Here is a 12,651-nt window from a genome sequence, read left to right on the forward strand (position 1 = left end):
GGGTTGGGGTGGGTGGCGGAGCCGGGGGATGCGGTGGTGGGGCACTGGCTGGCGGAGCTGGGGCCGCAAGAGCTCATCGCCCGGCTCGCCGGGCCCGAGCCGCTGCCGAGGATGGGGCGTGAGCGCCACGCGCGGATCCGTGCGGCGCTGCCGTCCCTCGATCCCGCCGCCGAGCTCGCGCGCGGCCGCGCGCACGGCGCGCGGTTCGTCTGCCCCGGCGACGCCGAGTGGCCCACCCAGCTGGACGACCTGGGCGAGCTGCGGCCGTACGGCCTGTGGGTGCGGGGCGCCCCCTCGCTGCGGCTGTGGGCGCTGCGCTCGGTCTCCGTCGTCGGCTCCCGCGCCTGCACCTCCTACGGCGCGCACACCGCCGGCGAGCTCGGCGCCGAACTCGCCGAGCGGGGCTGGACGGTGGTCTCCGGCGCCGCCTACGGCATCGACGCCGCCGTGCACCGCGGCGCGCTCGCCGTCGCCGGCCCCACCGTCGCCGTCCTCGCCTGCGGCGTCGACCGCGCCTACCCGCCGCGCAACACCGCGCTGCTGCGCCGCATCGCCGAGGACGGCCTGGTCGTCGCGGAGCTGCCGCCCGGCACCGCCCCCAACCGCTCCCGCTTCGTGCTGCGCAACCGCGTCATCGCCGCGCTCACCCGCGGCACCGTCGTCGTGGAGGCGGGCCTGCGCAGCGGCGCGCTGATCACCGCGCGGCGCGCCCGCGACCTGGGGCGCCAGCTGATGGCGGTGCCCGGGCCGGTCACCTCGCCGCTCTCCGAGGGCGCCCACCAACTGCTGCGCGCCGGCGGGGTGCTGGTGACCTCCGCCGCCGAGGTCGCCGAGCAGATCGGCGCCATCGGCGCCGACCTCGCCCCGCCCCTGGCCGCCCCCGCCCTCCCCAGGGACCTGCTCGACGCCGAGGCCGCCGCTGTGCTGGAGGCCGTCCCGGCGCGCCCCGGCGCCCCGCTGGAGGCGGTCGCCGCCGAGGCCCGGCGCGATCCCGAGCGGGTGCTGCGCCGGCTCCACGAGCTGGTCGCGCTGGGCTTCGCGGCCCGGGAGGGCCGCCTGTGGCGGGCGGTGCCGCCCACTGGACCGGTGCCGGGGCGCGGGTGAGAATCGGTCCCGACCACACCTTGAAAGCGCTTACCGCCGTGAGGCGGGCAGCCACCGACACACCCGCCGTGGAGCCATGACGTCCTCTCAGACCGATCCTGCCGCGTCCCCCGCAGCCCCGCCCGCGTCCCCGCGCGCCGTGCTGGCGTTCAACCCCCACCTGCTGCCGCGCCTCTTCGGCCCGGAGGCGCTCGACCGGCTGCACCGCGCCGTCCGCATCGACACCCGCCCCGAGGCCGTCCTCACCGGTCTCGGCGACCCCGCCGGCCTCCCGGCCCCCGCCCGGGAGGCCCTCGCCGAGGCCGAACTCCTCGTCACCGGCTGGGGGACGCCGCCCATCACCGAGGCGGTCCTCGCCGCCGCGCCCCGGCTGCGCGCCGTCGTGCACACCGCGGGCTCCGTCAAGAAGCTGGTGAACGACGGCTGGTGGCGCCGCGGCATCGCGCTCGCCTCCTCCGTGGACGCCAACGCGCTGCCGGTCGCCGAGTTCACCGTCGCGATGGTGCTGCTCTCCGGCAAGCGCGCCTTCCGGATCCGCGACTACTACCGCGAGGAGCGCCTCCGCTCCGACTGGACGACGCGCTTTTCCACCCTGGGCAACTACCGCACCCGCGTCGGCCTGCTCTCCGCCTCCCGCATCGGCCGCCGCGTCGCGGAACTGCTCGCCCCCTTCGACCTGGACGTCTCCCTCCACGACCCGCACCCCGAGGCGCTGGCCGGCCTGCCGGAGAGCGTCACCCCGCGCGGGCTCCAGGAGCTCTTCGCCACCAGCGACATCGTTTCCCTGCACACCCCGCTGCTCCCGGCCACCACCGGCCTCGTCGGCGCCGCGCTGCTCGCCGCCATGCCGGACGGCGCCACGCTGATCAACACCGCCCGCGGCGGCGTCGTCGACCACGCCGCCCTGGAGGCCGAACTGGTGAGCGGGCGCCTCAACGCCGTCCTCGACGTCACCGACCCGCACGAGCCGCTGCCCGCCGACTCGCCGCTGTGGGAGCTGCCCAATGTGGTGCTCACCCCGCACCTCGCCGGCTCCACCGGCAACGAGGTCAGGCGGCTCGGCGACTACGCGGTCGAGGAGGTCGAACGCTTCGCCAGCGGACTGGCGTTCGCCCGTCCCATCACGCCTGAGGAGCTCGCCCGCTCGGCCTGACGGGCCCGCCCAGGGGCCTGCGTGTCGACAACCTGACGGTGCGACACGTCCGATCGGTCCTTGAAGATTGGGGCATTTGGGTGATCAAGTGGTCACTGTGCGGGGTGAGACGGGTGTGACCAAGGGCGCGGCGAGCGCGCAGAGCCGTCGCCGCGCCCCCTCGCGGACGGTCCACCTGAACGAGGGAGGCGAGGACGAGCGCAACCCCTTGCAACCGTCCGGTCACGCTACGCTCGCGTCACCTCCCGCATCCCCTGCCCGTCCCCGTCAGCAGAACGGCACCACCATCGGCACCCCAAGGCGATCCATGGCCAACACCACCCCCGGGCGTGACGCCGTGGCGAACACGACGCCCCGCGCGGGGGTGCCCCGCGCGCGCACCACGCCCGCCGACGACCAGACCTCCGCGCTGGAGACCCTCTGGCGCACCTACAAGCGCACGGGCGACCGCCGGCTGCGCGAGCAACTGATCCTGCACTACTCCCCGTTGGTGAAGTACGTCGCGGGACGGGTCGGCGTCGGCCTGCCCGCCAACGTCGAGCAGGCGGACTTCGTCTCCTCCGGGATCTTCGGACTGATCGACGCCATCGAGAAGTTCGACCCCGACCGCTCCATCAAGTTCGAGACCTACGCCATCAGCCGCATCCGCGGCGCGATCATCGACGAGCTGCGCTCCCTCGACTGGATCCCCCGCTCGGTGCGGCAGAAGGCCCGCGCCGTGGAGCGCGCCTACGCCGTGCTGGAGGGCAAGCTGCGCCGCACCCCCGGCGAGGCCGAGGTCGCGGCCGAGCTGAGCATGCCGCTGGAGGAGCTGCACGCGCTCTTCGCCCAGCTCTCCCTCGCGAACGTTGTCGCCCTCGACGAGCTGCTCCAGGCCGGCAGCGACAGCGGCGACCGGCTCAGCCTCGTCGACACCCTGCGCGACCACGCCGCCGACGATCCCGAGGAGATCGCCGAGGGCCGCGAGCTCCGCCATCTGCTCGCCGGGGCGATCAACACCCTTCCCGAGCGCGAGAAGACCGTCGTCACCCTCTACTACTACGAGGGCCTCACGCTCGCCGAGATCGGCGGCGTCCTCGGCGTGACCGAGAGCCGGATCAGCCAGATCCACACCAAGGCCGTGCTCCAGCTGCGCGCCAAGCTCGCCGACGCGCGCTGAGCGGGGCCGAGCCGCGGCGCGCGGGCCGCCGGGGAATACAGTGGTTCGGTGCCGAAGATTCGAGCGGCCTCCGTGGCCGAGCACCGCAGCATGCAGCGCGCGGCGCTGCTCGATGCCGCCCGCGGGCTGCTCGCCGAGGGCGGCATGGACGCGCTGACGTTCCCCGCGCTCGCCGCCCGCACCGGGCTGGCCCGCTCCTCGGTCTACGAGTACTTCCGCTCCCGCGGCGCCGTCGTCGAGGAGCTGTGCCGGATCGACTTCCCGGTCTGGGCGCGCGAGATCGAGGACGCCATGGCGGCGGCCGGGGACGACCCGGCGGCGCAGGTCGAGGCGTACGTCCGGCGCCAGCTGGACGCGGTGCGCGATGCGCGGCACCGCGCGGTGGTGGCCATCTCGGCGGGCGAGCTGGACGCGGGCGCGCGGGACCAGATCCGCGCCGCGCACGGACGGCTCGTCGAGATGATCGTCGACGCGGTCGCCGCGCTGGGCGTGCAGCGGCCGGCGCTCGTCGCGGCGCTGCTGCAGGGCGTGATCCGCGCGGCGACGCGCCAACTCGCCGTGCCGCAGGCGGAGGCGGACGCGGTGGTGGACGAGGCCGTCGCGATGTCGCTGCGGGCGGTGGGGGTTTAGGGACCTGCCCGCGACGGGCCCGTCCCGGGTGCGTCTGGTCCGTGGCCCCGTGGCTCCGTGGCTCGGGTACGGGGTTCGCCCCGCTCACTCGCGCGGTTCCCCGCGCCCCGTGCGGGACGCCGTCGGCACCGGCGTCAACCGCGCATGGACCGGCCCCAGCAGGAGCAGCGGATCCAGGTACGCGTCGCCCCGGCGGAGGCCCCAGTGCAGGCAGGGGCCGGCGGGGCAGTGGCCGAGGGGGCCGCTGAGGAGGCCCAGCACCTGCCCGGCCCGCACCTGTTCGCCGACGCGCAGCTGCGCGGCCACCGGCTCGTAGGTGGTGCGCAGCGGCGGACGCCCCGTGCCGGGCAGCTCCACCGTCACCACCCCGCGCCCCGCCACCCGTCCCGCGAAGGCGACCCGCCCCGCCGCCGCGGCCCGCACCGCATCGCCCGCCGCGCCGCGGAGATCGACGCCCCGGTGGCCCGGACCCCAGCGCACCGCCGGCGGACGGAACCCCCGCACCACCGGCGGCGCCAGCGGCCACCGCCCGACGGCGGGAACGACGGCGGGCCCGAGGGCCGGAAAGACAGCGGGAAAGACAGCGGGCCCGAGGGCGGGAACGACAACCGGACCGAGCACCGTCGCACCGGCCAGAACCGATGCCGCCCACATCGCGAGAATGTCCATGCGCACCACGGTGGCGCCCCCGCCGCAGCACCGCCGAAAGCCGTCCCGGGGCCTGTGGAAAACCACCTACCGGCACGGTTCGCTCGGGGCTCGCGGCTTCCCGTACACTTTGCGTGGCGATCCGGGTCCCCGGATCGACTTCGCACGCCCCGGAACCGGCCGAGCCGGTTCCCCGCGCCTCTCGGTCCGGCAGGCTTCCACGCCCGTCGGCGCGGCGCAACGGGCGTCAGGGCGGCAGTCGCGCACCATCGCGCGGCGGTCGCGGACAACCGGGAACAGCCCCCGCAAGGGGGCGCAGAACACGAGGAGTACGGCCATGGCCGTCGTCACGATGAGGGAGCTGCTCGAGAGCGGCGTCCACTTCGGGCACCAGACCCGCCGTTGGAACCCGAAGATGAAGCGCTTCATCTTCACGGAGCGCAACGGCATCTACATCATCGACCTGCTGCAGTCGCTGAACTACATCGACCGCGCCTACGAGTTCGTCAAGGAGACGGTGGCCCACGGCGGCTCCGTCCTCTTCGTCGGCACCAAGAAGCAGGCTCAGGAGGCCATCGCCGAGCAGGCCTCCCGCGTCGGCATGCCCTACGTCAACCAGCGCTGGCTGGGCGGCATGCTCACCAACTTCTCCACCGTCTACAAGCGCCTCCAGCGCCTGAAGGAGCTCGAGGAGGTCGACTTCGAGGACGTGGCCGCCTCCGGCCTCACCAAGAAGGAGCTCCTGGTCCTCCAGCGCGAGAAGGAGAAGCTGGAGCGCACCCTCGGCGGCATCCGCGACATGCAGCGGGTTCCGTCCGCCGTGTGGATCGTGGACACCAAGAAGGAGCACATCGCGGTCGGCGAGGCCCGGAAGCTCAACATTCCGGTCGTCGCCATCCTCGACACCAACTGCGACCCCGACGAGGTCGACTACAAGATCCCGGGCAACGACGACGCGATCCGCTCCGTCACGCTGCTGACCCGCGTGATCGCCGACGCCGTCGCCGACGGTCTGCGGTCCCGCGCCGGTGCCTCCTCCGGTGACGCCAAGGCCGAGCCGGGCGCCGGCGAGCCGCTGGCGGAGTGGGAGCAGGAGCTCATCGCCAAGGACGACGCCAAGCCCGCCGAGGACGCCGCGGCCGCTCCGGCCGAGGACGCCAAGCCGGCCGAGGTCGAGGCCGAGGCCGAGGTCCAGACCTCCGCCGAGACCGAGAAGGTCGCCGACGCCGAGACCGTCGAGGTCGCGGACGAGGTCGCCGCCGTCGAGCCGGAGCCGAAGGCCGACGCCGAGCAGGCCTGATCCAGCGTCACCGCCGGCCGGCCCCGAGGTCCTCGGGGCCGGCCGGCGGCCCCCATCTCCTGACCCACGAGAAGAGAAACACCCAAGACCATGGCCAACTTCACCGCTGCGGACGTGAAGAAGCTCCGCGAGCTGACCGGCGCCGGCATGATGGACTGCAAGAAGGCGCTCGACGAGGCCGACGGCAACGTCGAGAAGGCCGTCGAGATCCTGCGCATCAAGGGCCAGAAGGGCGTCGCCAAGCGCGAGAGCCGCACCACCGCCAACGGCGCTGTGGTGGCGGCCGCCAACGGCGAGTCCGAGGGCGCCCTGCTCGAGCTCGACTGCGAGACCGACTTCGTCGCCAAGGGCGACCGGTTCATCGAGGTCGCGCAGAAGCTCGCCGACTTCGTGCTCGCCAACGACTTCGCCGACGTCGACGCGCTCGTCGCCGCCGAGATCGAGTCCGGCAAGACCGTGCAGGCCTACATCGACGAGGCGGGCGCCCTGCTGGGCGAGAAGATCGTGGCGAACCGCTTCGCGCGGTACGCCGGCGCCTACGTCCACAACTACCTGCACCGCACCAGCCCCGACCTGCCGCCGCAGGTGGGCGTGCTGGTCGAGCTGAGCAAGGCCGACTCCGAGCTCGCCAAGGGCCTCGCGCAGCACATCGCCGCCTTCGGCCCGAAGTTCCTCTCCCGCGACGAGGTCCCCGCCGAGACGGTGGAGAACGAGCGCCGCGTCGCCGAGGCCACCTCGCGCGAGGAGGGCAAGCCCGAGGCCGCCCTCCCGAAGATCGTCGAGGGCCGGGTGAACGGCTTCTTCAAGGAGAACTGCCTCCTGGAGCAGGCCTACGCCCACGACAGCAAGAAGACCGTCAAGAAGGTCCTCGACGAGGCCGGCGTCGACGTCAAGCGGTTCGCCCGCTTCCGCGTCGGCGTCTGACCGCACCGACCGGGCCCGAAAGGGTAAGGTCCGCCGGGGAAGAGGCGGCGACCCGGGTTCCGGGGGCCGCCCCCCGGCACATCGGAGCACCGAGGAGGCCATTGCCGTGAGCGGCGCCGCGACCATCGCCGGTCGCCCGCGGCAGTGGCCTCTTCGCGTATGCGCATGACGCCCGGCGCCGGAGACCGAACCGGCGCGGGGAGCAGGGCCCGGGGCGCGGCCGGGCGGGAATTGGAGGAGCACGTGGATCAGTCGGAAGCCGGTGCCAAGAGGCGCCGCGTCCTGCTCAAGCTGTCCGGCGAGGCGTTCGCCGGCGGAGGCGGTCTGGGCGTCGACCCCGACGTGGTGCACGCCATCGCCCGCCAGATCGCGGTGGTGGTGCGGGACGGCACCGAGGTGGCCATCGTCATCGGCGGGGGCAACTTCTTCCGCGGCGCCGAGCTTCAGCAGCGCGGCATGGACCGGGCGCGCTCCGACTACATGGGCATGCTCGGCACGGTCATGAACTGCCTGGCCCTCCAGGACTTCCTGGAGAAGGAGGGCATCGAGCCGCGCGTGCAGACCGCCATCACCATGGGCCAGGTCGCCGAGCCGTACCTGCCGCTGCGCGCCGTCCGGCACCTGGAGAAGGGCCGCGTGGTGATCTTCGGCGCGGGCATCGGCATGCCGTACTTCTCCACCGACACCACCGCCGCCCAGCGCGCCCTGGAGATCGACGCCGAGGTGCTGCTGATGGCGAAGAGCGGCGTCGACGGCGTCTACGACTCCGACCCCAAGCACAACCCCGAGGCGGTCAAGTTCGACGCCCTGGAGTACTCCGAGGTGATCTCGCGGGGGCTGAAGGTGGCCGACGCCACCGCCATCAGCCTGTGCATGGACAACGCGCTGCCGATCCAGGTCTTCGAGCTGCTGACCGAGGGCAACATCGGCCGGGCCGTGCGCGGTGAGAAGATCGGGACGCTGATCAACAGCACCGGGAGCCGGGACTAGCAGCCCTCTCACCCCTCCTGCGGGGCGGGGGACCGCGACATCGGCGCCGCCGCGCGGGACAATTCCCGTGGAACGGCGCCGCGGCAGAGGGCGCGCCGGAAGGCGCAACGGGCAGACCATGCCCACCAGATGGCACTCGTGGGAGCAGTGGACAGGAGCAGACGGTGATCGATGAGACCCTCCTCGAGGCCGGGGAGAAGATGGAGAAGGCGGTTGCGGTCGCCAAGGAGGACTTCGGGGCGATCCGCACCGGGCGCGCGCACCCCTCGATGTTCGCCAAGATCACGGCGGAGTACTACGGCGCGCAGACGCCCATCAACCAGCTCGCCTCGTTCTCCGCGCCCGAGGCGCGGATGGCGATCGTCCAGCCGTTCGACAAGAGCTCGCTGGGCGCCATCGAGCGCGCGATCCGCGACTCGGACCTGGGCGTCAACCCGACGAACGACGGCCATATCATCCGGGTGGTCTTCCCGGAGCTGACCGAGGACCGGCGCCGCGAGTACATCAAGGTCGCCCGCACCAAGGCCGAGGACGCCAAGATCTCCATCCGGAGCGTCCGCCGCAAGGCCAAGGAGACGCTGGACAAGCTGGTCCGCGACGGCGACGCCGGCGAGGACGAGGTGCGCCGCGCCGAGAAGGACCTGCAGGACCTGACCGACAGCCATGTGCAGCAGGTCGACGAGCTGCTGAAGCACAAGGAAGCGGAGCTGCTCGAGGTCTGATGGACAACTCCACTCCGGGGCAGCCGTCCCCCCAGCCGCCGCCGCCCGCCCCGGCGGCGCCCGGCGTGCCGACTGCCGTGTCCCCGGGCCCCGTCGACGGCGGCCCGGCGGTCTCCCACGGTGCCACCGCGGGCGCGTCCGACCCCCAGCCGCCCAGGAAGCGGCGGGGAGGCCGGAACCTGCCCGCGGCCATAGGGGTCGGGGTGGTGCTCGGCGCGGTCCTCGCCGCCGGGCTGTTCATCGTCAAGGCGGCCTTCGTCGGGATCGCCGTGGTGGCGGTCGTCGTCGGCCTGTGGGAGCTGACGAGCCGTCTGAAGGAGTCCCGCGGGCTCCAGGTGCCGCTGATCCCGCTGAGCGTCGGCGGGGCGGCGATGCTGATCGCCGCGTACACCGCGGGCGGCGTCGGCCTCGCGGTCGGGGCCGCCTTCACCGCGCTCGCGGTGATGGTGTGGCGGATGTTCACCGCCCCCGGCTCCCCGCAGGACTATCTGCGGGACGTCTCCACCGGCGTCTTCACCCTCTTCTACGTGCCGTTCCTCGCCGGGTTCGTGGTGCTGATGCTGCGCGCCCACGACGGCCAGTGGCGGGTGCTGCTCTTCCTGCTGCTGACGATCTGCGCGGACACCGGCGCCTACGCCGTCGGCTACAAGTTCGGCAAGCACAAGCTCGCCCCGGCGATCAGCCCCGGCAAGACCCGCGAGGGCCTGCTCGGCGCCGTCGGGCTGGCGATGATCGTGGGCGCCGTCTACACCCAGTACCTGATCGACGACGGCACCTGGTGGCAGGGCCTGATCGTGGGCTTCGCCGCGGCGGTCACCGCGACGCTCGGCGACCTGGGCGAGTCGATGCTCAAGCGCGACCTGGGCATCAAGGACATGGGCACGCTGCTGCCCGGCCACGGCGGCATCATGGACCGGCTGGACTCCCTGCTGGCCACCGCCCCCATGGTATGGCTGCTGCTGGTGGTCTTCGTCGGGTCCTAGGACCCCTTCCGCCGCCGCTGTGAGGGGTGCCTCGGCCGATCGCGGTCCGGCACCCCGCCGGGGCTGCGACAATGGACGGGCTATGCCTACCAAGCCCGGAGAACTCACCTTCGCCGCGCCCCGCGCCGCGAAGCCGCCCCGCCATCTCGCGGACCTCAGCCCCGACGAGCGCCGTGCCGCCGTCGCCGAGCTCGGCGAGAAGCCGTTCCGGGCCGGACAGGTCGCGCGCCACTACTTCACCCGCCTCTCCTCGGACCCGTCCGAGTGGACGGACATCCCCGCCGCCTCCCGCGCCGGGCTCGCCGAGAAGCTGCTGCCCGAGCTGATGAGCGTGGTCCGCAACATCTCCTGCGACGACGGCGCCACCCGCAAGACGCTGTGGCGGCTCTTCGACGGCACGCTCGTCGAGTCGGTGCTGATGCGCTACCCCGACCGCGTCACCATGTGCGTCTCCTCGCAGGCCGGCTGCGGTATGAACTGCCCGTTCTGCGCCACCGGCCAGGCCGGGCTGACCCGCAACCTCTCCGCCGCGGAGATCGTCGAGCAGATCGTCGCCGGCGCCCGCGACCTGCGGGACGGCGAGGTCCCCGGCGGCCCCGCCCGGCTCTCCAACATCGTCTTCATGGGCATGGGCGAGCCGCTCGCCAACTACAACCGGGTGATGGGCGCGATCCGCCGGCTCACCGACCCGGCGCCGGACGGGCTCGGCCTGTCGCAGCGCGGCATCACCGTCTCGACGGTCGGGCTGGTGCCGGCGATCCACCGGCTCGCCGACGAGGGCATGAGCCTGCGCCTCGCGGTCTCCCTGCACGCCCCCGACGACGAGCTGCGCGACACCCTGGTGCCGGTCAACACCCGCTGGAAGGTCGCCGAGGTGCTGGACGCGGCGAAGCGCTACGCGGAGGTCTCCGGGCGGCGCTTCTCCATCGAGTACGCGCTCATCCGGGACATCAACGACCAGGCCTGGCGGGCCGATCGGCTGGGCCGGCTGCTGAAGAACCAGCGGGCGCACGTCAACCTGATCCCGCTCAACCCCACTCCGGGGTCGAAGTGGACCGCCTCCCGTCCGGAGGACGAGCGGGAGTTCGTGCGGCGGCTGGAGGCGCACGGCGTCCCGGTGACGGTGCGCGACACCCGCGGCCAGGAGATCGACGGCGCCTGCGGCCAGCTGGCGGCGGCGGAGCGCTGAGCGGGCGCGCTCGGCGCGGGAGCGCGGCGGCCCTCGGTCACGCGGGCTCGGCCAGCAGCGCGCCGGCGTCGCGGACGGAGTCGACGAGGTAGACGCGCTCGGCGAGGGCCGGGCCGGCGGAGAGGGACTCCAGCAGGGGCCAGGCCGGCACCACCGTGGTCCAGTGCGCGACGCCCACCAGGATCAGCGGCACCGGGCCCGGCGCGGTCCGCGCCCGCCGGTCGTTGGCCGCCGCGGCGCGGAACAGCTCCTCGACGGTGTCCGCGGCGCCAGGCAGGAAGACCGTCCCGGCCAGCGCCCGGTCGGGCAGCACGGCCCGGGCCGGCTCGCTGCGGAAGAACTTCGCCACCCGGGACGCGAACGCGTTGGTCGGCCGGTCCTCCCCGTCCGACCAGGACGGCACCCCCAGCGACGGCCCGCCGCCGGGGAAGCGGTCCCGGACGGAGAACGCTGCGTGCGCCCAGTGGTCGACGGGCAGCGCCCGCGAGTCGTCCGGAGCGGGCGGGGTGAGCAGCGCGAGCGCCTCCCGCAGCGCGCCGTCCGGGCGGGGCGCCAGATGTGCGCCCAGGTTGGCGGCCTCCGCGGCGCCCGGGCCACCCGAGGTGGCCACCACCAGCCCGGCGCGGGCCAGTTCGCGGCCCAGCTCGGCGGCGGCGGCGTAGCGGGAACCGGGACCGCCGCGCGGGATGTCGGGCGATCCGGCGACGGCGGCGACCCGTGCGCCGTCGATCTGCCCGTCGAGCGCGGCGGCGACGGCGTCGTCGTGGACGGTGCGCAGCAGCGCCGCGAGGATGTCGCCCTCGGCGGCGGTGCGCAGGAACCAGGCGCGGGTGCGGGCGTCGGCGGTGCGGTCCTCGCCGTGCGAGCGGTAGAGCTCGTCGGGGGTGTAGAGGGTGCTGCGGTAGGGGTCGAAGGGGAGTTCGGGCTGCGGCGGCAGGACGAGCGCGCCTCCCGAGCGGACCGAGGCCTCGGCCTCGGGCTCCAGCGTGCAGCCGAGGAAGACGGTGCCGGTGGTGTCGGCGGAGAGCAGCGTGAACGTCCGGCTGGTGAGGTCGACGGCGCGGAGCCGGCACCCGGAGAGGGGCCGACCGGAATCGATCGCGCGATCGAACTCGGCGAGCGAGGTGATCTCGGGAGCGGGCTCGTGGGTGGCCACCCGCCGAGGTTAGCGCGGTGGCGGGGCCCCCGCCGAGGGGCCGTCAGGCACTGCGTTCCGGAGGGCTGTCGGCGGTGCCGGCCGGGCCGCTTCCGGCGGATCTCCGCGGCGCCGCGACACCCGGCACCCCCCGGACTTCGTCCGGGAGGCACCCCTCCTCGCCGCACCTGTTGCCGTGGCCGGATGCGTTCGCCGCGTCCCGGCGCCCGGCACGGCACCTCGCGGCGTTGCCGAATCCTGCGAGGACACCCGTACGAGCCGCGATCCGGCGCCTTGCGAGCCACCGCACCGGATCACCGGGCCCCGGCCCCGCTCGCGACCGCGGCCAGTCCCGCTAGGTCCGGTCCGGGGTCCGGATCATGATCAGCGCCCGGCGTCGGACGGGGTCGGATGCATGGCGGAGGGTCGTCCTCGTGCCGGGCGTACTCGGGCGGTCCCGACAACGCGGCAGGCGGCCCCGTACGGCGTCGGGCGCCGTGATCCGGACCCCGGACACGACCGAGGGCCTGGTGCCGTGGCCGGATGCGTGTGCCGGGGCCCGGAGTTCGGTGCGGTGGACCGCGAGGCGCCGGGCGCCGGGACGCGGTGAACGCAGCCGGTGGCGGCACTGAGCGGGCTTGGCGAAGGCGGGCACGCTTCCCGCGCCGCCCGGCCCGCACATCCGCGGCGTTGCCCAAGCACGCACGGAGAACC

12 protein-coding genes are annotated in these 12,651 nt (G+C 74.0%); 10 read left to right on the forward strand and 2 right to left on the reverse strand.

The annotated features are described in order from the left end of the window. The 4 genes from dprA to BIV57_RS05265 all read left to right on the forward strand — a co-directional run. On the forward strand, nucleotides 1-1,104 hold a 1,104-nt coding region (dprA, locus tag BIV57_RS05250), incomplete at its 5' end, for a DNA-processing protein DprA (protein WP_107409459.1). 76 nt (nucleotides 1,105-1,180) lie between these two features. Then, nucleotides 1,181-2,257 (forward strand): hydroxyacid dehydrogenase, encoded by a 1,077-nt coding sequence (locus BIV57_RS05255; RefSeq protein WP_071655466.1) that lies wholly within the window; start codon nucleotides 1,181-1,183, stop codon nucleotides 2,255-2,257. A gap of 307 nt (nucleotides 2,258-2,564) precedes the next feature. Beyond that, nucleotides 2,565-3,416: an RNA polymerase sigma factor WhiG gene (gene whiG / locus BIV57_RS05260; protein ID WP_079170028.1), complete on the forward strand. Its 852-nt coding sequence runs from the start codon at nucleotides 2,565-2,567 to the stop codon at nucleotides 3,414-3,416. Nucleotides 3,417-3,488: 72 nt separating this feature from the next. Then, the gene (locus BIV57_RS05265; protein ID WP_071655467.1) at nucleotides 3,489-4,046 is read left to right on the forward strand and encodes a TetR/AcrR family transcriptional regulator; all 558 of its coding nucleotides are present in this window, start codon (nucleotides 3,489-3,491) and stop codon (nucleotides 4,044-4,046) included. Between the two features lie 84 nt (nucleotides 4,047-4,130). On the opposite strand, the gene BIV57_RS05270 is transcribed toward BIV57_RS05265, so the two are convergent. Continuing rightward, entirely contained in the window at nucleotides 4,131-4,715 is a 585-nt protein-coding gene (locus BIV57_RS05270; protein ID WP_071655468.1) for a M23 family metallopeptidase, read from the reverse strand. Nucleotides 4,716-5,031: 316 nt separating this feature from the next. On the opposite strand from BIV57_RS05270, the gene rpsB reads away from it, so the two are divergent. The 6 genes from rpsB to rlmN all read left to right on the forward strand — a co-directional run bounded on the left by rpsB (nucleotide 5,032) and on the right by rlmN (nucleotide 10,802). Then, on the forward strand, nucleotides 5,032-5,994 hold the full coding sequence (rpsB, locus tag BIV57_RS05275) for a 30S ribosomal protein S2 (protein ID WP_071655469.1): 963 nt from the start codon (nucleotides 5,032-5,034) through the stop codon (nucleotides 5,992-5,994). A gap of 90 nt (nucleotides 5,995-6,084) precedes the next feature. Next, complete coding sequence (gene tsf, locus BIV57_RS05280) at nucleotides 6,085-6,918, forward strand: translation elongation factor Ts (protein WP_071655470.1); 834 nt, start codon at nucleotides 6,085-6,087, stop codon at nucleotides 6,916-6,918. Nucleotides 6,919-7,161: 243 nt separating this feature from the next. Beyond that, nucleotides 7,162-7,908, forward strand: coding sequence for a UMP kinase (pyrH, locus tag BIV57_RS05285; protein WP_245797437.1), 747 nt, complete (start codon nucleotides 7,162-7,164; stop codon nucleotides 7,906-7,908). A gap of 164 nt (nucleotides 7,909-8,072) precedes the next feature. Further along, nucleotides 8,073-8,630 (forward strand): ribosome recycling factor, encoded by a 558-nt coding sequence (frr, locus tag BIV57_RS05290; RefSeq protein WP_071655472.1) that lies wholly within the window; start codon nucleotides 8,073-8,075, stop codon nucleotides 8,628-8,630. Nucleotides 8,631-8,695: 65 nt separating this feature from the next. Then, nucleotides 8,696-9,613 carry a phosphatidate cytidylyltransferase gene (locus BIV57_RS05295; RefSeq protein WP_245797438.1) on the forward strand — a complete coding sequence of 306 codons (918 nt, stop codon included), beginning with the start codon at nucleotides 8,696-8,698 and terminating at the stop codon, nucleotides 9,611-9,613. Nucleotides 9,614-9,695: 82 nt separating this feature from the next. Beyond that, nucleotides 9,696-10,802 (forward strand): dual-specificity RNA methyltransferase RlmN, encoded by a 1,107-nt coding sequence (gene rlmN / locus BIV57_RS05300; RefSeq protein ID WP_071655473.1) that lies wholly within the window; start codon nucleotides 9,696-9,698, stop codon nucleotides 10,800-10,802. Between the two features lie 37 nt (nucleotides 10,803-10,839). Here rlmN and BIV57_RS05305 read toward each other — a convergent pair whose 3' ends face one another. Further along, on the reverse strand, nucleotides 10,840-11,958 hold the full coding sequence (locus BIV57_RS05305) for a hypothetical protein (protein ID WP_071655474.1): 1,119 nt from the start codon (nucleotides 11,956-11,958) through the stop codon (nucleotides 10,840-10,842). Nucleotides 11,959-12,651 lie beyond the last annotated feature (693 nt).

Origin of the sequence: Mangrovactinospora gilvigrisea, from assembly GCF_001879105.1 — a bacterium.
GTDB classification, from domain to species: Bacteria; Actinomycetota; Actinomycetes; order Streptomycetales; family Streptomycetaceae; genus Mangrovactinospora; species Mangrovactinospora gilvigrisea.

Bases quoted from the DNA above. Each gene is read 5' to 3' on its own strand.
- BIV57_RS05255 (WP_071655466.1), top strand. From the start codon at position 1,181: ATGACGTCCTCTCAGACCGATCCTGCCGCGTCCCCCGCAGCCCCGCCC.
- whiG (WP_079170028.1), top strand. From the start codon at position 2,565: ATGGCCAACACCACCCCCGGGCGTGACGCCGTGGCGAACACGACGCCC.
- BIV57_RS05270 (WP_071655468.1), bottom strand. From the start codon at position 4,715: ATGGACATTCTCGCGATGTGGGCGGCATCGGTTCTGGCCGGTGCGACG.
- rpsB (WP_071655469.1), top strand. From the start codon at position 5,032: ATGGCCGTCGTCACGATGAGGGAGCTGCTCGAGAGCGGCGTCCACTTC.
- tsf (WP_071655470.1), top strand. From the start codon at position 6,085: ATGGCCAACTTCACCGCTGCGGACGTGAAGAAGCTCCGCGAGCTGACC.
- rlmN (WP_071655473.1), top strand. From the start codon at position 9,696: ATGCCTACCAAGCCCGGAGAACTCACCTTCGCCGCGCCCCGCGCCGCG.